Genomic DNA, 20138 nt, shown 5'->3' with positions numbered 1-20138 from the left:
CTGTATAATTTAAAGTCTCTTTTCGTATATATTGTGGCTGTTAACATAAATTCGGCCATAAACAGATATTTGTTCCCGTTATTAGAAAAAATGTATTTCAAGACAGTGTACAAAAAAGGTCACTCTAGCACCTCTTCTAATCTACTATTATCATAGCACCTGTCTTAAAATGATCAATCCTTTTCACTACTTGGTCGTAAATAAATTGGAGGAACTAGGGTAAGTTCCTCCAATTTATAACTATCTTTTTCTTCTTGTCATTACATCAAAAATAACTGCGAGCGCCAAGACGCCACCTTTAATGATATATTGATAGGAAATCCCTACACCAAGCAAATTCATCCCACTTGTGAGCGAAGCCATAACAATTGCCCCGATAATTGCTCCAGTCACTTTACCTACACCACCTGCTGCGGATACCCCACCTACGTAGGCCGCGGCGATTGCGTCAAGCTCAAATAATGTACCAGCAGTTGTTGTAGCTGATTGTAAACGAGCGGTGAATAGAATACCAGACAAAGCGGAAAGGAGACCCATCGAACCAAATACGATAAACGTAATTTTACTAACATTTATACCACTAAGGTGTGCAGCTTCTGGGTTACTGCCAACTGCATAAATATGTCTGCCTAAAACAGTCTTAGTTGTGATGAAGTGGTAGACAAGAACAACTAGCAGCATAATCATGACCGTCCAGGAAAAACCATTATATCCTGCCAAAATCCAAGTAATATAGGCAATGATAGACGAAACAAAAACTAATTGTAGAACAAAAATTTGTTTAGAAACGACGTCAAAGCTATACTTGATTTTGTTTCTCCGATTCGCTACCGCACTATAAATATAAAATACGATACCCAACCCACCTAGAATTAGTGAAAGTAAGTGAAGGCCACCAACTTGCATGATAGACGGAATAAATCCGTTCCCAATTGCATTAAAGCTATCGTTTTGCACACTGATTGTTCCGCTCTTCTCTGTTACCTGAAGAAGTGCACCGCGATAAATTAACCACCCAGCTAATGTAGCGACAAAAGCAGGGATCCCGACTTTCGCTACTAAAAAACCAGTAATCAATCCAGCTACTATTCCTAAAAGAAGAATAATAGGAATGACCATAGTTACCGGTAATCCCACTCGCATTAGCAAGATTGCGGCAATCGCACCTAGGAAGCCAGCTAAAAAGCCGATCGATAAATCAATATGTCGAATAACGATGACAAGCATGACACCTACCGCCAATACAGCAATATACCCTGCCGAATCTAGTAGATTGCTAATATTCCGTGAAGAGATGAAAAGTCCATCTGTCATGATTGAAAAGATTAGGATAATAAAAATTAACGCAATATACATTCCATACTCACGAATATTTTCACTAATGATCGTTTTTGCCTCGGTAAATAAATTCATTGGTTTAACCTCCTATTGCGTCGCAAGCTGCATGATTTTTTCTTGGTCTGCGTCTTCAATTTGCAGCTCACCTTTAATTTCTCCTTGAGCCATTACATAGACACGGTCGCTCATCCCTAGCACTTCGCCGAGCTCTGAGGAAATCATAATAATACTTAAGCCTTGTTCGATCAACTTGTTCATCACACTATAAATTTCAAATTTTGCCCCGACATCAATGCCCCTGGTAGGTTCATCTAAAATCAGAAGTTTCGGGCCGACATAAAGCCATTTTCCCAATGAAACCTTTTGTTGGTTACCTCCACTTAAATTGCCAACTACTTGTTCCAAAGAAGATGCTTTAATAGTTAGTGAGTTTTTATATTCAGCTGATATTTTAATTTCCTCGTTTTGGTTAAGCACCCCGTTTTTAGAAATTCCCTTTAGATTAGCTGCGGATATATTCGTTTTAATATCCTGAGTTAAAAACAAGCCGTCACCCTTTCGATCCTCAGTAACATAGGCAATCCCAGATTTTATAGCATCACTTGGATGCTTAAATATCTGTAATTCACCATCTACAATTAAATCGCCCTTGATTTTATAGGACTTGGCATTACCAAAAATACTCAATGCAAGCTCTGTCCGTCCAGCTCCCATTAGGCCCGCTAAACCAATAATTTCACCTTTTCTTACGTAAAGATTTGCATCTTTTATGACTTGTCGTCCCTGATTAGGATCATAGGCCGACCAATTATTTATCTCAAGAACCTTTTCTCCAAAGGTTTTGTTTTCTCTTTTTGGATAGATATCATCAATTTCACGACCAACCATATTTTTAATAATGGTGCTTTCTGTTATTTCACCCTTTGAAGAGTCAAGAGTACAAATCGTTTGACCATCGCGGAGAACCGTCGCACTATCAGCAATTGAAATAACTTCTTTCAATTTGTGTGAGATCATGATTGATGTAATCCCTTGATTTTTTAAATCACCAAGAAGTTTTAATAAATTTTCACTATCATCCTCATTTAAAGCAGCCGTCGGTTCGTCTAAAATTAACAACTTTACATCTTTACTTAAGGCTTTGGCAATTTCAATCAATTGTCTTTTCCCTACTCCTAAATCCCTCACCAGCGTTTCAGGATTAACGTCCAGCTTTACCTTTTTGAGCATATTTGTGGCTTCAACAATTGTTCTATTCCAATCGATGACTCCACCCTTTTTTATTTCGTTGCCAGCAAAAATATTTTCATAGACTGTAAGGTCCGGGAACAAAGCCAGCTCTTGATAAATGATTGCAATTCCAGTTTTTACGCTGTCATTGATTTTATGGAACTGTTGAACATTGCCCTCAAATACAATATCCCCTTCATAGGTTCCAAAGGGATAAACACCACTAAGAACTTTCATTAAAGTAGACTTTCCTGCTCCGTTCTCACCTACTAAGCAGTGAATTTCACCTTTTTTCACTTTGAAGTTAACATTGCTAAGAGCTTTGACCCCAGTAAATTCTTTTGATATTTTGTGCATTTCCAATATATATTCGCTCATCATTATCCCCCCAAACAAAAAACAGCGGTTATAAGTGGGAAATAGTGATAGAACGAATCTACCACTATTTCGCGGTTCAACTTTTTTTATAAGCCCGTAAAATCGTTGGCTTGATAATAATCAGAATCAATTAGTTCAGTTTTCACATTTCCTTGTTCGACAACAATAACATCCGTTTGTTTTGCTTTTACATCAATTTTCCCATTATTGTAAGATCCAGTAGTTCCTGGTGTTTTGTCATCTAAAATATCAACAGCCATTCCCATTGCATCCTTAACAAGAGTACGTACATCCTTAAAAACTGTCATGGATTGTTTTCCATCGATCACATATTGAATAGAAGCCTTTTCTGCATCTTGCCCTGTTACAAGAAAACTGGTCACTTCACCATCAGTAGCAAATACATCAGCAATTGAACGAGCTGTTCCATCGTTCGGTGCAAGTATAGCAACATCACCTTTTAACGCTGAACTAGCAGCAGTCAAATGTGTTTGTGCTTTATTTTTCGCTTCGTTTGGATCCCAGCTCGTTGTTACCTGACCAAGAATTTTCCCCATCTCATCACGAGTTAGCACTGCTTTACCTTGCATTGCAACTGCTTCACTTGAGTTAGCGATTACAAATGTACCATCAGCAATCTTAGGTTGAAGGACACTCCAAGCTCCCTCGAAAAATAAGAATGCATTGTTATCAGAAGAAGCACCAGCATACAAGTATAATGGAACATTCGTACCTTGGGCATTATCAATTAAATATTGGCCTTGAGCAGCACCTACTGCGATACTATCGAATGTTACGTAATAATCAACCGCATCTGTTTCAGTAATTAAGCGGTCGTAAGAAATCACTGTGATGCCTTCTTTTTTCGCAGCCTCTACAGCTGACCCTGCTGCTGCACCATCATGTGGCGCAATAATAAGAACTTTAATCCCTTTACTAATTAACGCCTCAACATTTTCTTTTTCTCTCGCAGAAGAACCCTGGCTGAACAAAATTTCTGTTGTGTAATTAGAATTTGCTAAAGCATCTTTAAACCTCTGTTCGTCCTGAACCCATCTCGGCTCATCTTTTGTAGGTAAAACGATACCAATACTTACTCCGCTTCCGTCTCCACCTACACCAGTGTTACTGTTACAAGCCGCAAGCATTCCAATAAACAATGTTGAAACAAGTAATAAAGTAAATAATTTCCAAGCTTTCTTCATTAAACAAATCCCCCTTCTTTTATGACACATTTCACTTACAAGATGATTATATTACGCCAATAGAGAGGTGTAAGCGCTAACAAGTAGCACTCTTTTAATATTACCTATACTTTTTTATCATGAAGAAGCACAGGGACGGTTCTCGTGCTTCCTCTCTAATCAAGAGGAAGCAGCAGAACCGTCCCTGTGCTTTATTTTTCCAAATACCTTATTAGCGCATCCATATCTTTGGCGCAAGCTTTTTTAAAAGTTCCTGCCATCAATTTTCCGAGTAACTTTGAAAAACCAGTAAGTCCGTTGATTTCACCGTTTAAGGTAATCTCTGTATGATCATTTGAAGTTGCAAGTATGTAGCTAAACACAAATTCACCTTTGCCAGTTGTTCCTTTCGTTCCATCGCAGCGTAGAACAATTTTATCGGGTTCAATAAGTTCAACTACTTCAAAATGTTCAGAAGCCTCTTTTCCAAACATCTTTCTAGTTTCCATCCACTCACTTCCTACTTTCATAGGACCTTCATCTAATCTTTCTATGCCCACAAACCCTTGCATCCAGGTCCTAGCAGAATTAAGATCAATTAAACCATGATAAGCTTTTTGCTTTGATACACTTGTCTGTCTTCTCACTTCAAAACGAATACTCAACTAAAATACCTCCTTCTAATGAAGCATGGGGACGGTTCTGCTGCTTTCTCGCCAATCAAGAGGAAGCAGCAGAACCGTCCCCGCGCTTCCTACTTCCTTTAATAATTTCATAAAGAAAGATTTATCGCAACTAGGGTAGTTGTGCTGATCGTTCACATCAGAATACCTTCATTAATAAACCAAGTTTAACAGATAGAAAATTCCTAAAATCTCAACAACTGATAAATCTTTCTCATGGATGGTTATCTTTACTGCTGCTGGTAGTAATTTTTCTATTTTTATTTCTGCAAATGGTTGATTGTTATCGTTACAATAAATCAAACAAGTGCGACTAAGAAAATCTTTTTGAAAAAGATAGTGATTGTTATTTTTATGATATAGAAACGAACGATCTGTAGAAACTTTCGTATTGTCTTCTAATAAAAAAAGCATTCTATTGTTTGATTCATGATCAGATAGATAAACATCCCATTTCAACTTAAATAGATTAGACCTAAAAGATTGTTCTTTTATTTCCAATAAACAGCCATCGAACTCACCAACGAGATTTCTAGTTTCTAAAAAAGATAGCAGATTTTTAATTTTTTCATATGTATTCTTATACTCGCGTTTCACATAGCCTACGTTAGCCCCTGTGACATCCTTTATCTCAATTGGCTTCGCTGAGTATTTCTTTATCGGTAGTACTGCAAAATAGTCCATAATTCCTCCCTCAGAAAGCACAGGCACGGTTCTGCTGCTTCGTATTTTAACTACTAAGGAAGCAGGAGAACCGTCCCCGCGCTTCCTAAAAGAAAAGCATAAATTTGCCTGAACGGCAATTTATGCTTCTTGTAATACACGAGTTTCTTTTTTCGTTGTTGTTTGTTTATTTGGAGCTAAGCCCAGCGCTTTTGCTGTTGAAGTTTGAATTTCTTCTAGTAGCGTTGGATTATCCATGAGTGAAACACCGTAAGAAGGGATTAACTCCTTTAGTTTCGGTTCCCACTCACTCACATGGTCTGGGAAGCATTTTGTTATGACTTCAAGCATGACCTGAACAGCTGTCGAAGCACCTGGTGAAGCGCCGAGCAATGCTGCGATCGACCCGTCAGAAGCAGTAATTACTTCCGTGCCGAATTGAAGCGTTCCTTTGCCACCAGCTTCTGTATCTTTAATCACTTGTACACGCTGCCCAGCGACTACTAAATCCCAGTCCTCACTTTTCGCATTCGGAATAAACTCACGTAACTCTTCCATACGCTGTTCTTTTGTTAACATCACTTGCTGAATTAGGTATTTTGTCAAAGACATCTCTTTTGCCCCTGCTGCCAACATTGTCAGAAGATTATTCGGTTTGACAGAAGTGATTAAATCTAAATTCGAACCTGTTTTCAAAAATTTTGGTGAGAAACCAGCAAATGGTCCAAATAGCAACGATTTTTTATTATCAATATATCTTGTGTCAAGGTGCGGAACAGACATTGGTGGAGCACCAACCTTTGCCTTACCGTAGAGTTTTCCATGATGCCGCTCGACGACAAATGGATTATTACAAACCATAAATAGTCCACTTACAGGGAAGCCACCAATATGTTTTCCTTCAGGAATACCAGTCTTTTGTAGTAAGTGTAAGCTTCCTCCACCTGCACCAATAAAGACGAATTTTGCTCTATGGCGTTCGATTTCTCCTGTATCCATATTCCACACTTTTAATTCCCACAAACCATCGTTAGTACGTTTAAAATCCTCAACACTATGCCTATACCTTATGTCAACGTTCGTAGTCTTTAAATGATTAAACAACATCCGCGTTAAAGCGCCAAAGTTGACATCCGTACCCGAGTCAATTTTTGTTGCCGCGATTGGCTCGTTTAAGGCGCGGTCTTGCATAACTAGGGGAATCCATTCTTTCAGCTTGTTTGGATCCTCAGAAAATTCCATTCCTCGAAATAGAGGGTTGTTTGACAGCGCTTTAAAACGATTTTTTAAAAACGTAACATCTTGTTCCCCTTGGACTAGACTCATGTGAGGCAACGGCCTGATAAAGTCATGTGGTTGTTTAATAAGCTTCTTGTTTACTAGGTAAGACCAAAACTGCAATGAGACCTGAAACTGTTGATTTATTTGAATTGCTTTACTAATATCAACAGAACCATCCTTTTTTTCGACCGTGTAGTTCAGTTCACATAGTGCCGCATGCCCCGTTCCTGCATTATTCCATTCGTTAGAGCTTTCCTCGCCCGGATTATCGAGCTTTTCAAACACTGTAATTTCCCATTCAGGTACTAGTTCTTTCAAGAGTGCCCCTAAAGTCGCACTCATGATTCCTGCGCCAATTAAAATAACATCTGTTTTAGTTGCTCTGTTAGTCATAGTAACCGTCCTTATACGCTAAGATTTGTAGAAACGTACGCGTTCCTTTTAAAAACAATCAACCAAGGAAAGACCTCGTCACACATCTTTTCTGAAACAATGATAAACTAATAACAGTTTAACATTATTTTCAATAGATTAAAAGTATTACTACTATTTTGATAGTAGTAATACTGGTAAAAAGTGTGTGCGCTTCCAAAAGAAAGCGTGGGGACGGTTCTCGTGCTTCCAAGTTATCGAATCGATGAAGCACGAGAACCGTCCCCATGCTTCCTCCCATGCTTCTAAGAAAAAGGCTACTCAAAAGTTTACAACTTAGAGTAGCCTTTATTATTTGAAAGCCTTATGCGTGGTGACAGTTCCCCGCGCTTATTCAATTAGCTAAAATACTCCTATTTCTTCCTTCATTTTTTCCTCGATATAAGGCGGCGTCCACACGATTGAAGAATTCCTCTAGTCCTTCACCACGTTTATAAGAACCTACTCCTAAAGAGATCGTAATATACTCTTCTTTTAGGCAAGGAGTACTTTGAACAACGTTACGAAGACGCTCAGCTGCAATTAATGCTTCTTCCCCTTTGGTGTTAGGCATAAGTATTACAAACTCAAATAGAAACGGTAGTGTGTATAGGATAATCAAACCAATTTTTTCCTGCAGAGGATTTTCTATTGAATTGTATGGAGTTTGTGAAACAATCCCCCATCCACTTGTAGGCACATAGGAGTAGCCAGCAAGCATATCTACCCCTTTTGTATTCGTTACCCTTTGCCTTCCGTTTATCCCCGACAAAACCTTCTCGACAACAACATTTTCGTTTACTTTTTCACCTATTCGACTTGCTTCAGGATGATAGATTAATTTTCCACCACGATCAACAACATACACATATGATCCGTCATTTGAAAAGTGATCTCCAAGGGTTGTTTTTACGATGTTGTCTTCATGTAAAAAAATAGTTCCACCTAAGAAACCTAAGTATTCTCCAGAATCTCCCCATAACGGAACAGAAATAAGAACAGTCATATGACCTGTGCTCGCAATGTAGGGTTCTGATATTAACGGTCTCTTCTTCTCAAGGGCTTCAATAACACCTAACGTATCTAGTCTTTGTCCTAGAAATTCTGTTCTAGGTGAAACTGCTTGTAATATCCCCTCCTTATCTATAACAGCTAATAGATTAAAGTATTTACTACTGTTAATCATCCGGTCTAATCTACTCAATAAATCCTCCCTGCTATCTACACCTGGGATAAAATCGACACTTCTAGCCTCTAAATTTAATTCCATCGCTTTAAAACTATCGTCGGTTATTTGCGCTAATTTATGAGAATAAACCTCATTAACGTTAAGAGTGTTCTGGATTATAGTATCTTTCGTAACAAGATACGAAGCAAAAAGCGTACTAAATAAAATACCAAATACAGCAGTTAGACTAAGTATTAACAACCAAAATTGTAACCTTTTCTTCATTAGATTTTCCCCTATAAATGTTTATCTCAAAATCTTATCTTATTTTCCATGAAAATAAAAGTAACACTCTTTGAATTTCTTCTCGAAGAGGGCACCGAGAGGTAAAATATTTTTCTATTAGATGGTTCATTCTATTTATTCGTATTATAATAGTGTATTACTAGATATGAATTGTCTTGTCTTTGGAAGGAGATTTGAGGTTGAATATTCGTCAAAAAGAACAAATAAGGTGGGGAAATCTATTTTTTCCGTTCAAAGATTTAACTCATCAAAATATTGCGGCAGGGTTAATCGCAGGAATTTTTGTCATTACGGGCCCCACTGCACTTATCTTAGAGGCTTCATCGAATGGTAATTTTGATGTAACACAAACAGTTCTGTGGGTTTTTGCAGTTTATGTTTTTGGAGGCTTATTTGGAATTTTTCTTCCATTATATTATCGAATACCTATAACTGGTGGACATACGCTGACTGGCGTTGCATTTTTAGCAACGACTACCTCCCAATTTTCCTACCATGAATTATTAGGAGCGTTCATAGTTTCTGGAATTCTCATGTTGTTGATAGGTGTCGTAGGCTTTTTCTCAAAACTAATCAAGATTATCCCTAAAGAAGTAATTTCTGCCATGCTAGCAGGGATGATCACAAAGTATATGGTCGACTTTATTGTTTCCGTTAATCAGCTTGTTACGGTTGGGGTTATTTCCATGGCGACCTTTTTTATTTTTAGTAAATGGAAAACAAAAATACCACCTGTCATTGCGGCGATCGTGATTGGATTTATTGTATTGTTCCTAAGCTATCCATTAGATAGTGCGGACTCGGCATTAACGATGGTACTCCCACAGCCTCATCTACCAGAGTTCAATCTATTAAGCTTCATTTCTGTCTCGCTTCCTCTCGCCCTACTCATTTTAAGTAATGACACTGCGGTTGCACTAGGAGCATTAGAACAAAACAAATATAAAGTCCCAGTTGATAAAATCGTCTCCTCTAGCGGAGTGTTTTCCATTTTCGCGAGTTTCTTTGGAGGGCAATCAGCGAATATTGCTGGAATGGCAACGGTCATCTGTTCGGATGATGAAGCTGGCCCGAAAGAAAAGCGGTACATGGGCTCTGTCGTTGCAGGCATACTTCTTCTAGTATTCGGAATATTTGCGTGGAAACTTGTGCCATTTATCCAGGCACTGCCAAAAGAATTTATTGCGATCATGGTTGGTTTTTCACTTTTTGGTGTATTTGGTAATAATTTAAATCAGAGCTTTTCTAGGCAATCCCTAAAAATGAGTACAACATTTGCCTTTATCATTGCATTGTCCGGTATCACCATCGCTAGTATAAGTGCCCCGGTCTGGGCCTTGTTAGTGGGTACTCTTATAGCTCGTAATATCGAGAAATAGGAAGCTCGGGGACGGTTCTCGTGCTTCCAACATCGTGTAGATGAAGCAGAAGAACTGTCCCCGCGCTTTCAACTAAACCTAAAACTTTATAAACATCTTTAATAGCTCTCTTTTGCGAACTGCATCTTTAACTCTCGTATAATCTAGCGCTACCTCATACCCTTTCGTTCTTGCTCGCAAAATTTCCTTTTTGCAGCCTCAATTCCATCTTCACTATCAACAACAACAATTACATTTCTTAACACTAAAATACCTCCTTTTCAATGTAAAAACCCCTTTTGCCTAGAATGGCAAAAGGGGTTTTCGTCCGATTTATCATCCAAAGCACTATACTTTGCTGGTATTAGCACCTTACTTTTAGCAGGTTGCTGTGGTGTCGTTGAGCCAGTTCTCTCGACCACTCTTGATAACTATTTAATTAAATTTATCATAATCCACAATTAGCTAATTTTCAAGAAACAAATGGGAAGGTTCTCGCGTTTTAAGTGTTCGAAACCCCAAGTAAGTATTTATCAAAGTACTAGAAATTAACTCTAAGCCTTCTTTAGTTAACATAATATAATTACTGTAAAGTAATAACATTTACCGTCTAGTGGATGAAGCAGGAGAACCGTCCCCGCGCTTCATTAGGATAATTTATTCAAATCAAGCTCTATAGCTTTAATTGAGTCATGGTTCGCTCCTAACACTCGTTGGTGGATCGTAATTGCTTTTGAATACAATGTTTTCGCTAAGTCGTTTTCGCCCATCATGGCATACAATTTACCGAATTCATGATAAATATCGGCGTGGTGCATGTTATCTTCTCCAAACTCATTCTCCATAACTGTAATTGCCGCTTCAAAGTGAGGAATTGCTTTTTTCCATCTATTCGTATCACGATATAATTTGCCAAAATCACGGCTTAGCCTAGCAACTTCGAGATGACTAGGTGGATACACTTTTACTTTCATCTCAATTAGTTGATTAAATATTTCTTCCGCTTTATCAAAATTTCCAAGCATGAAATGAGCATTTCCGATACTGTGATATGTATTTACATACCGCCTCGTATTTTCACCAACAGTATCTTTAATCATTTGTAATGCACGCTCTAAATAAGGTAACCCCTCTTCCGGTTGATTCTTTCTCAGCTTTACACAACCAATATTATTAATAGAAGCAGAAGTGAGATAGTGAGGTTCACCTAAACGAGCTTTCCTAATCGCATATGCCTTTCTATAAAATTGCTCAGAAAGATTGTACTGGCCAATAAATGTATAAAAAATAGCTAACGAGTTATAAGTAACAGCAGTTTCTAGATCTTCTCCAATATATCGTTCTTGGATCTCCAATGCCTGTTTGTAGTAATCCTCAGCTTTTTTCATGTCGTTTTCGTATCGATAGAAATACTCTGCAAAGAGTACAAAAATTTCGGCAACGATTGGGTGATCATTCCCAAGGCATAATTTAGTTAACGATAACGCTTTTTCAATTGTTGGCTTCGCATCCTTATATTTTCTACCTGCACATCTCACTTTGGCTAATGTGAGGACTAACCTATAAATAGTGCTTGGATTACTAGTTTTAGATTCGATAAAACTGATCATATCTTCATAAATAGGTGCAATAAAAGTATATTTACTCATTTTTATATAAGGTTCAGTAACTTTCTCGATCCATAAAACTAGATCATCCTCATTTAAAACCTTTTTTGCATGGTATACAGCTTCAATTAGAACCATTTTTTCTTCTTGATCAAATTGTTTGATAATCAACTCTTCTTTTATTTTTTCACTATAGTATTTATACACAAACGTGTGTACATCCTGAAGAAGGACAGTAGATTGACATTCCTGAAGACTATTACGCATTAATTGATGAATATACCAGAGGTCTGGACTCTCAGTCTCATTCATAAATGAAAAACGGCACAGTTCATCAAAGGACGTAATTGGATAACCTGTTTGAAAGTTCTGAACTAGACTTTTATACAATTGAAAGTCAAAAAAACGTGGCACGGAAAGGACCTTTAACGTCTCAATTTCATGTTGATCTAAATATTTCATGAAACGAGAAAACACATCTTTCGTAGTTTCGGCGAAATCTTCTTTCACAGGATTTCTAAAATGGTTTTTACGAATATTTTCATAAGTATCAACAGCTAAATCCAAATAATACGGAAGACCATCACTAGTCTGAATGATCGTATCTTTGACCTCGTTGTCTAAAATACCACAAGAATTAAGGAAACTCCTCGAGTCAAAATCAGATAACTTTCCAATTAAATGCTGTTCTAAATACCTATCCCAGTCCGAATCCTTTTCAGCCCACCTAAGCTTTTCACGCCCACAGAAGATCCAAAGGACTTCAGGTAAATGTCCAACTAACTCTCTCACCCAGTCATCTTGTGTTAAATAATTGGCTTCTGTACGGTTGCTTTCCCAAAGTGCCTCGTATGTATCAAAAAATATGATGGGGAGTACCGAGTCCTTTTTTGTTAAATAATTTTTTAAATCACTCGCAAAATACATTGGTAAACGTTCTGCTATATCACTAGGTTCATAATTTTCAAGATTAAATAATTCGTGTTTGATTCCTTGTAAATAGTGTACGATGCTTTCTTTCCCCTTCATGAACGATTTAAACAATTTCGGCACAATTCCAATCAGTGGCGCCTCCCCGACAGCCGCTAATAAATCACTGATTATATGGCTTTCTTCAAGAAGTGGGAATGTTTGTTTATTCATTACTTTATCAGGATGGACTTTTTTCCAATAGATTGAATATGCAATATCAAACAGAGGAAAATCGATCGCATACTTTTTACTTAATTGCTTTCGTAATAAATAAAGAGCGGTTTCCGGTGATCTATAATTGGCAATCTCAAAATCGAGAATCGTCCAAATCGCATGATCATACTCTACGTCTACAATTTGTCCTAACTTTTTTCTTAAGCTAGATTTCCCCACGCCACCAACACCATAGAAAACACAAACTTGATATTGATCTTTCTGCTTTTCCTTTATCAATCGATAGAAAGTATCAACAAATTGTTCCCTACGCTCCTCTTCTAAACCCCTTTTGTAATAATCTCTCTTTTGATTTTTGTGTCTTTACGTAATTTAAATCGGATCCATAGTTCAATGGCCACTAGATTTCCAACCCAACTTAACCAAATAGCTGCTACATACCCTGCTGTAAAGTTATCTAATGAATACCCTACAATGGCAGACCACATTCGAAATGTGAGGGCCGCAAATGTTACCGCGTAGCTTCGGTACATCCATTCTTCATGGAGGACGAGTTGCTTCTTGCGAATATACATATAAGCTTTAAATGTCGTATACAGCCAAGCAAAAGATAAGCATAAAAATCCAAGGATCGCTAAAACTCCACCATGGGCATAAAAAGCTAAGTAGACCCCTACTATAGAGCTAAAAACAATCATTACTACATAACATTTTCCAAAATTGCGATGAAGTTGTAAAGATTGATTCCGCAGTTTATTAATAAACAAAAATGGACCAATAACCAATGGGATAGCAGCTGTAATGATATGAGCATACAAAGCTATATTCCATAATTGATTATTCATTCTAAACATTTCCATTCCTTCTCTTATAAGAATAGCATTAACCTCAACCGGATCTAATAAAAAATAGCGAACAATTGCAGAAATTGCTAAAACAAACGATAACAACAGAATGATAGCAAAACCTATTTTCTTACCCATTGAGTTCACTTATCCTCTCTTTTCATCTACTTTCATCATTAAAATCATACCACAAAATTCCAATTGATTTGTTAGAAACTTTATTGAAGCGTGGGGAGTTCTCTCTCTTTCATGTTGAGCCGTGTCAAAACACAGAAAACCTTCTTTGTTTGATCTCCTGTTTTATTGACTAACAGCAAAAATGTCCTTCTACGAAGGACATTTTTGGTACTTTTGTCTTTTTGCGGTGTCTGACACCAAAGACATCCTAATGAACCGTACCCGCGCTTCAAAAGAAAAAAGGCCTTTAATAGCCTTTACTGATTTTTTAGTATTCTTTTATCTCATTAATCTCACTCTCATGTTTAATTGACCGCACTGATAATGTATCAATAACTATTTGCTGCTTGTTAGTTATTTCTAATACTTCATCAATATGGTCTGTAATTTGTTCAAAATAAGGTCCAAGTCCATTAATTATATTGTCTTTTAGACCCTTCACATCACCTTCAATTGTCAGTAAACGATGATCAACTACGTCAAATCTATGGTCGATTTTCTTGAAACGATTGTCAACTTCATCAAATCTCTCGTCGATTTTCTTAAAACGATTGTCAACTTCATCAAATCTCTCGTCGATTTTCTTGAAACGATTGTCAACTTCATCAAATCTAAGGTCGAATTTATCTAGCTGTTGATGGATTGGCTTTAGTTCCTCTTTTAACACCGAACGCAATAATTCTTTTAATTCCTCGTTCACTTTTAACCCTCCATAACATTTCTCCAGATTTTATTTTAACATGTTACTTACAAGGAAATCATGCCAAACATTCGTTCTGTTTTCAATCTCTTTTTCTGTTTTTCTAAGGAAGCGTGGGGACGGTTCTCCTGCTTCCAAATCACCAAGTAGATGCAGCAAAGATTAGGTCGCAAAATAAGGAGCAGATACGTAATCACGTACATGCTCCTTAAATGCTATCAAACTTTACAAACCACTCCTTCAAAGTAAAAGAACGCTTCGCCTCACCTATTCACAGCTGTTTCCTTAATGGCTTGTGAGCGTAATGCGACACCGACAGTCGCTTCAACAATTTTTTCAACGAGCTTTGCTTTGGTATCATTTTTGTTAATATGTACCTTAAATGTAGAAGCAATCTCGATTAAGTCTTTTTTGAGAATTGATTTTTGAGATAATAATTTCGTCGCTTCTTCGCGATTGTTAAACTCTCTTAATTGTTCAAAAACTGGATGATTTGACGCAACTTGTTTTTTTTCTACCTTTTGAACAACCTCTCTCTCACTGAAGACTAACTTCGCCTCGCCGTTTAGTAATTTTTCCAGTTGGGACTCTGATAAACTTCCAATTATTTTAGTAACTAGCTGGATGGTTTTTAGAACTTCTGCTTTCATAAGCTCCCTCCATTACTTAGTCGTTCTTCAAATTCCTCTGTTAACTCTTTTAATTCAGTTTGAATACTTCGATAGGTGTCACCACTTAGACGTTGGAGTACGACTGGTACACCTAGTTCAGGAGCATCTGAAAAAACGGTTTTATTTTCCCGAACAACGGTTTCAAATGCAGGAATTTCTTGATTTATGACTTGTTCAATATATTGTCTTAACGCAGAAATTGGTTCTCCCCTTCTTTTTTCTACCATCGTAAAAACAACGCCTGCTAATGTTGGAGCAATTCGTTCGAATTCGGTTCCTAGATCATCTTTTTCCAATTTATTGTTGTACTCGAACACTAGCTCTTTTGCATGTCTTTGAAGCTGCTCGATACCAATGGTTGATAAGTAGTCAGGCCTTGCTGGGATTAATAACGTATCACTTGCAACTATAGCTGTTTTTGTGACGACATTAAAATTTGGAGGGCAATCAATGAAAATGTAATCATAATTTTGAGCTTCTAATTGCTTAAGCCCTTCTTTTAACCGAGAGTACACAAATAGGAAATTTCTACGGTTAGATCGCTCGCTTCCACCCCAAAGTTTTGCACTAAGCTCTAAATCAACGTTTATAAGACCTAAGTGAGACGAAATTAAATCAATGCTACCAGACGAATTCATTTCCCTTAATCGTTCATTTACCCGAAACGGTCGAATCACGAGATCCTGTAAATGTAACTCTTGGTCACTATCAATGAAAGAATCATACCACCTTTTAATTGTTCGATCCTGGTAATCTCGCTTCCACTCGTCAACTCTGATAAACGAAAAAGTCAAATTCGTTTGTGGATCAAGGTCAACTAGCAGTACCTTATTCCCCTCTCTAGCCAATTGAGCAGCTATATTAGCTGTGACAGTTGTTTTTCCCACCCCACCTTTATAATTGATCACAGAACAAATCATCCAATCCCTCCCCAAAAATGGTGTTTACCATACAATTTATTCCACCATAGAAACAATCATTCTGACTTAAAGACTATAAAGCTAGTACTTATTTCCTTGCCAAAAGCCTTGAGTCAAAATAATCCCTATTTGTTGAATGTTGTAATATAAAAAGTAGAAGAAATAATCATAAGTCATGGTTGAGGGCTATTAATAGATGTAACTATGTAGAATATCATTATCCAATTAAAGATTAATGTCCTTTCCACAAGGACTTTTCAAGAGAATTGTCCACGAAGGGTGTCAGACACCTTTCCAGGATAGACACCTTACAAAAAAGAGCATGTTTCCAGATTTGAAAAATCCGATACCTGCTCTTATTCGTTTATCCCACTTTGTAAAGTAAGCTTTACTATTACACTTGTTTACACTCTGCAATCATCACACACCCAGCTTACTGGTTCTTTTTTACCCGTCCCGCATTTTTCACATGGGTTTTTCTGTTCTTCTTTTTTCACGATAACCTTCCCTCCGTCTTCTTTAATTTTTTTGAAATTAACCTAATATATATTGTTAACAAAAAAACTGATAACAAACGTCACAGGAACCTAAAATAATGAACGTTTAACTATCCTTCTTTTAGGAAGGAGTTAGCTAAAATTTGTTTCGAACAAAACTACTATTAACGAACGTGGTGCTTCTATTGTTCACTGTTTACTATGACGTTTGCCATTCATCTTTACACCAAGCAAAACAATTAATTACTTCGTTTGTACCCGACTATTTTTCGTACTATAATAAAGAAAATCATATAAGGGAGGATGTAGTATGGCCAAACATAGAATCTATACAACGAGTGTTGCAAGTGTTTATCCCCATTATGTTTCCAAGGCGGAGAAAAAAGGACGTACGAAAACAGAAGTCGATGAAATTATTCGTTGGTTAACAGGGTATAGCCAGGAAGAGTTAGAAGCAAAACTGGAAAAACAGACAGACTTTGAGACCTTCTTTACGGAAGCTACCCAACTGAATCCTTCCAGGTCCTTGATCAAAGGTGTTGTCTGCGGTGTCCGAGTAGAAGACGTCGAAGAACCAACAATGAGGGAAATTCGTTATTTGGACAAGCTGATCGATGAGTTAGCAAAGGGAAAATCACTAGAGAAAATATTGCGGAAATCCTAAGAAACGAACAAGCATGGGGACGGTTCTGATGCTTCCTAAGGAAGCACGAGAACCGTCCCCGCGCTTCCTGCGATTGAATTATGCTCGTTTCAAACTAGCTTCATATAAATCTATAATTTCTAAAAATCTCTCAGCTTCTCTAAATGTATGGTCAGCCAAAAGGGGATGAATGTTACTTTTGATACGACACGCTTCTATTAACTCTCTAGCTGTTTTCTTAAAATCTCTCAATGAAGCAACTGATACTTTATTTTGATTTAAAAATTGACTAAGTATTGGCTTTGTTTCAGAATGCGGTCGCATTGAGTCTAAATCTATAGCCTGAAAAACTAATTGGTCAAAGTCATGACTAAATTCTCTAGCCTGTTCAACCAATTTTCTTTCTGAAGGGTCTAAAAGATGACCAATAAACTTAGCATGGTCTGCCATGATTTTAAGAAAGAAAACATTCTCTTCAATAATAGCCTCTGGTTTTGGCGCTAGTACGCCTTGATTAAGTTCTTGTAATCGATTAGCAAAGTAAGCTGCCTCTCTGCTAATATGATCAACCAATAATGGGTAATTATTAGAACGAATTTCACATCGTAAAGTTAAATCTAACACCTTCCTCTTATAATTCCATATCGCTGCTGCCGCTTGATAAACCTCATTATTAAATGATTGAATTTGGCCTAAGTCAGAGTTTACTGTAAACCTACTTAACCTTTCCTCAATTCTTTCAAAAAGAGTGATAAACTGCTGTGCTTCATTTATTAATTGTTTTTGCTCATGTGTAAAGCCTAAACTTAAAAATAAAGCATGTTCTTTCATAATTCTTGACCAAAATTTTATTTCATCTAATGACCGTGCAACAATCGGATTTGCCATGTTTCCCCTCCTTTTTTGCCTTCTTCTTATATATATATTTAACGACGATTGTCCAAATTCTATCTTATATTATTTACTGGAGGAAGCGCGGGGACGGTTCTACTGCTTCCTTAGGAAGCAACAGAACCGTCCCCGCGCTTCCTATATTTTCAAAATTTGTTATTGATAATCCCTATCAGTTCAATTAAAATGTAATAATCGTGTAGGAGGGTTGTACGTATGATTAGACGTTTTTTCAGTTATTATAAGCCGCATAAAAAGTTATTTATCATAGATTTTGTGTGCGCAGTTTTCGTTGGTTTATTAGAGCTTGGGTTTCCTCTGGCAGTTGCTTGGTTCATAGACAGTTTGCTACCAGAAGGAAACTGGAGTACCATAACCGCTGTCAGTGCCGGATTACTTACTCTTTATCTATTAAGTTCTAGTATGCAGTTTGTCGTAAACTACTGGGGGCATAAACTAGGGATTAATATTGAAACAGATATGAGAAGAGAATTGTTCAATCATGTTCATAGACAGTCGTTCAAGTTCTTCGATAATACGAAAACTGGACACATCATGAGCCGAGTAACAAATGACTTAATGGATATTGGCGAGCTTGCACACCACGGTCCAGAGGATTTATTTATTGCGATCATGACCTTTATCGGAGCATTCTGGATTATGCTGACGATCAATGTGAAACTTGCACTCGTTGCGATTATCGTCGTACCGTTTCTCATTTGGTTGATTTCTTACTCCAATATTAAAATGAACAGAGCTTGGACTGCCATGTATGGAAATATCGCGGATGTAAACGCAAGGGTTGAGGATAGCGTATCAGGTGCTCGCGTTGTTCAATCTTTTACAAATGAATCTTTTGAGAGAGAACGCTTTAACACAAACAATCAATTTTTCCGCTCTTCGAAACTAAAAGCCTATAAAGTTATGAGTTGGAACTTATCTGGAATTTATATCACGACTCGAATGATGACATTGGTTATTTTAGTGTACGGGGCATGGTTAAGCTTCACCGGTGAGTTGTCTTATGGAGAGTTAGTAGCCTTTATTTTATATGTAAACGTGTTATTTAAACCAATTGATAAAATTAGTGCCTTACTTGAGTTGTATCCAAAAGGAATGGCTGGATTTAAACGATTTACTGAGCTGATGGATCAAGAACCAGATATCAAAAACCGTCCTGACGCGGTCGAAGTGGCAGAACTAAACGGAAATATCGCCTTTCATAATGTAACTTTTGGCTATGAAGAAAATAGGCGCATTCTTGATGACCTAAGCTTTTCCATTCAAGCTGGGCAAACTGTCGCATTTGTTGGTCCATCAGGGGCTGGAAAAACGACGATTTGCTCGCTGATCCCTCGTTTTTATGACGTTGTCAAAGGTTCTGTTACCATAGATGGAATTGACATACGTAATATGACAAAGGAATCGCTTCGTTCGAATATCGGAATTGTCCAACAAGATGTGTTCCTTTTTACTGGTACATTAAGAGAAAACATTGCCTATGGAAAATTAGATGCAACAGATGAAGAAATTGAAGAGGCAACAAGACGTGCTCACCTTTCTGACCTCATTGCCTCCTTACCAGACGGGTACAATACCCAAATTGGAGAACGAGGACTGAAGCTATCTGGCGGACAAAAGCAACGCTTGTCCATTGCCCGTATGTTCCTGAAAAATCCACGCATCCTAATTTTAGATGAAGCAACATCAGCCTTAGATACAGAAACAGAGGCAAACATTCAAGAAGCATTAACTGAACTTGCAAAAGATCGTACGACACTAATCATCGCGCATCGATTAGCAACGATCCGTAATGCAGACAGAATCCTCGTTGTTAACGAAGAAGGAATCGCTGAAGATGGCACACACGCAGAACTGCTTGCTAATGAGAATGGAATTTTCACAAAACTGCATGCCCATCAACACGCTTCGATTTATTAGGACATTTTGAAGCATGGGGACGGTTCTTGCGTATCCTTCGATTTACTATATAACCGCTTCCCACATATTTCTTACTACATCCCTATTACAACCATTTTTT

16 protein-coding genes and 1 riboswitch are annotated in these 20138 nt (G+C 37.5%); of the genes, 3 read left to right on the top strand and 13 right to left on the bottom strand.

Annotation, left to right across the window (positions count from 1 at the left end):
* Window positions 1–240 precede the first annotated feature (240 nt).
* From H1D32_RS16775 to H1D32_RS16745, 7 genes are all read right to left on the bottom strand, one after another.
* Window positions 241–1413, bottom strand: a complete 1173-nt coding sequence (locus tag H1D32_RS16775) for a sugar ABC transporter permease (protein WP_261179427.1) — start codon at window positions 1411–1413, stop codon at window positions 241–243.
* Between the two features lie 12 nt (window positions 1414–1425).
* Window positions 1426–2946: a sugar ABC transporter ATP-binding protein gene (locus H1D32_RS16770; RefSeq protein ID WP_261179493.1), complete on the bottom strand. Its 1521-nt coding sequence runs from the start codon at window positions 2944–2946 to the stop codon at window positions 1426–1428.
* Between the two features lie 86 nt (window positions 2947–3032).
* Window positions 3033–4151 carry a sugar ABC transporter substrate-binding protein gene (locus H1D32_RS16765; protein ID WP_261179426.1) on the bottom strand — a complete coding sequence of 373 codons (1119 nt, stop codon included), beginning with the start codon at window positions 4149–4151 and terminating at the stop codon, window positions 3033–3035.
* A gap of 191 nt (window positions 4152–4342) precedes the next feature.
* The gene (locus H1D32_RS16760) at window positions 4343–4795 is read right to left on the bottom strand and encodes an SRPBCC family protein (RefSeq protein ID WP_261179425.1); all 453 of its coding nucleotides are present in this window, start codon (window positions 4793–4795) and stop codon (window positions 4343–4345) included.
* Between the two features lie 171 nt (window positions 4796–4966).
* A complete protein-coding gene (locus H1D32_RS16755; RefSeq protein WP_261179424.1) occupies window positions 4967–5497 on the bottom strand; it encodes a tubby C-terminal domain-like protein in 531 nt (176 codons plus the stop codon).
* Between the two features lie 120 nt (window positions 5498–5617).
* On the bottom strand, window positions 5618–7150 hold the full coding sequence (locus H1D32_RS16750) for a malate:quinone oxidoreductase (RefSeq protein WP_261179423.1): 1533 nt from the start codon (window positions 7148–7150) through the stop codon (window positions 5618–5620).
* Window positions 7151–7523: 373 nt separating this feature from the next.
* A complete protein-coding gene (locus H1D32_RS16745) occupies window positions 7524–8621 on the bottom strand; it encodes a sensor domain-containing diguanylate cyclase (protein WP_261179422.1) in 1098 nt (365 codons plus the stop codon).
* A gap of 200 nt (window positions 8622–8821) precedes the next feature.
* On the opposite strand from H1D32_RS16745, the gene H1D32_RS16740 reads away from it, so the two are divergent.
* Window positions 8822–10021, top strand: coding sequence for a benzoate/H(+) symporter BenE family transporter (locus tag H1D32_RS16740; protein WP_261179421.1), 1200 nt, complete (start codon window positions 8822–8824; stop codon window positions 10019–10021).
* A gap of 309 nt (window positions 10022–10330) precedes the next feature.
* Window positions 10331–10434, bottom strand: a riboswitch (SAM riboswitch).
* A gap of 213 nt (window positions 10435–10647) precedes the next feature.
* On the opposite strand, the gene H1D32_RS16735 is transcribed toward H1D32_RS16740, so the two are convergent.
* The 5 genes from H1D32_RS16735 to H1D32_RS16715 all read right to left on the bottom strand — a co-directional run bounded on the left by H1D32_RS16735 (window position 10648) and on the right by H1D32_RS16715 (window position 16066).
* The gene (locus tag H1D32_RS16735) at window positions 10648–12972 is read right to left on the bottom strand and encodes a tetratricopeptide repeat protein (protein WP_261179420.1); all 2325 of its coding nucleotides are present in this window, start codon (window positions 12970–12972) and stop codon (window positions 10648–10650) included.
* Between the two features lie 101 nt (window positions 12973–13073).
* Window positions 13074–13736 (bottom strand): DUF2306 domain-containing protein, encoded by a 663-nt coding sequence (locus H1D32_RS16730; RefSeq protein WP_261179419.1) that lies wholly within the window; start codon window positions 13734–13736, stop codon window positions 13074–13076.
* Window positions 13737–14043: 307 nt separating this feature from the next.
* Window positions 14044–14475 carry a hypothetical protein gene (locus H1D32_RS16725; protein ID WP_261179418.1) on the bottom strand — a complete coding sequence of 144 codons (432 nt, stop codon included), beginning with the start codon at window positions 14473–14475 and terminating at the stop codon, window positions 14044–14046.
* 263 nt (window positions 14476–14738) lie between these two features.
* The gene (locus H1D32_RS16720) at window positions 14739–15125 is read right to left on the bottom strand and encodes a hypothetical protein (protein ID WP_261179417.1); all 387 of its coding nucleotides are present in this window, start codon (window positions 15123–15125) and stop codon (window positions 14739–14741) included.
* A complete protein-coding gene (locus H1D32_RS16715) occupies window positions 15122–16066 on the bottom strand; it encodes a ParA family protein (protein WP_261179416.1) in 945 nt (314 codons plus the stop codon). Before H1D32_RS16715 ends, H1D32_RS16720 begins: the two co-directional genes overlap by 4 nt.
* A gap of 807 nt (window positions 16067–16873) precedes the next feature.
* Here H1D32_RS16715 and H1D32_RS16710 point away from each other — a divergent pair.
* Window positions 16874–17227 carry a DUF2200 domain-containing protein gene (locus H1D32_RS16710; protein ID WP_261179415.1) on the top strand — a complete coding sequence of 118 codons (354 nt, stop codon included), beginning with the start codon at window positions 16874–16876 and terminating at the stop codon, window positions 17225–17227.
* A 78-nt stretch (window positions 17228–17305) separates the two neighbouring features.
* Here the strand turns inward: H1D32_RS16710 and H1D32_RS16705 are convergent, their stop codons facing one another.
* Window positions 17306–18094 carry a DUF2935 domain-containing protein gene (locus tag H1D32_RS16705; protein ID WP_261179414.1) on the bottom strand — a complete coding sequence of 263 codons (789 nt, stop codon included), beginning with the start codon at window positions 18092–18094 and terminating at the stop codon, window positions 17306–17308.
* A gap of 219 nt (window positions 18095–18313) precedes the next feature.
* Here H1D32_RS16705 and H1D32_RS16700 point away from each other — a divergent pair, with 219 nt between their 5' ends.
* Window positions 18314–20038: an ABC transporter ATP-binding protein gene (locus tag H1D32_RS16700; protein WP_261179413.1), complete on the top strand. Its 1725-nt coding sequence runs from the start codon at window positions 18314–18316 to the stop codon at window positions 20036–20038.
* The last annotated feature ends 100 nt before the right edge of the window (window positions 20039–20138 follow it).

The organism is Anaerobacillus sp. CMMVII, assembly GCF_025377685.1.
Classification (GTDB): Bacteria; Bacillota; Bacilli; order Bacillales; family Anaerobacillaceae; genus Anaerobacillus.
Note: the sequence above shows the minus strand (reverse complement) of the source record. Positions and strands in the feature narration are given on the sequence as shown.

Bases quoted from the DNA above. Each gene is read 5' to 3' on its own strand.
- H1D32_RS16710 (WP_261179415.1), top strand. From the start codon at position 16,874: ATGGCCAAACATAGAATCTATACAACGAGTGTTGCAAGTGTTTATCCC.
- H1D32_RS16705 (WP_261179414.1), bottom strand. From the start codon at position 18,094: ATGGCAAATCCGATTGTTGCACGGTCATTAGATGAAATAAAATTTTGG.
- H1D32_RS16770 (WP_261179493.1), bottom strand. From the start codon at position 2,946: ATGAGCGAATATATATTGGAAATGCACAAAATATCAAAAGAATTTACT.
- H1D32_RS16720 (WP_261179417.1), bottom strand. From the start codon at position 15,125: ATGAAAGCAGAAGTTCTAAAAACCATCCAGCTAGTTACTAAAATAATT.
- H1D32_RS16715 (WP_261179416.1), bottom strand. From the start codon at position 16,066: ATGATTTGTTCTGTGATCAATTATAAAGGTGGGGTGGGAAAAACAACT.
- H1D32_RS16700 (WP_261179413.1), top strand. From the start codon at position 18,314: ATGATTAGACGTTTTTTCAGTTATTATAAGCCGCATAAAAAGTTATTT.
- H1D32_RS16755 (WP_261179424.1), bottom strand. From the start codon at position 5,497: ATGGACTATTTTGCAGTACTACCGATAAAGAAATACTCAGCGAAGCCA.
- H1D32_RS16765 (WP_261179426.1), bottom strand. From the start codon at position 4,151: ATGAAGAAAGCTTGGAAATTATTTACTTTATTACTTGTTTCAACATTG.
- H1D32_RS16730 (WP_261179419.1), bottom strand. From the start codon at position 13,736: ATGGGTAAGAAAATAGGTTTTGCTATCATTCTGTTGTTATCGTTTGTT.
- H1D32_RS16750 (WP_261179423.1), bottom strand. From the start codon at position 7,150: ATGACTAACAGAGCAACTAAAACAGATGTTATTTTAATTGGCGCAGGA.
- H1D32_RS16775 (WP_261179427.1), bottom strand. From the start codon at position 1,413: ATGAATTTATTTACCGAGGCAAAAACGATCATTAGTGAAAATATTCGT.
- H1D32_RS16745 (WP_261179422.1), bottom strand. From the start codon at position 8,621: ATGAAGAAAAGGTTACAATTTTGGTTGTTAATACTTAGTCTAACTGCT.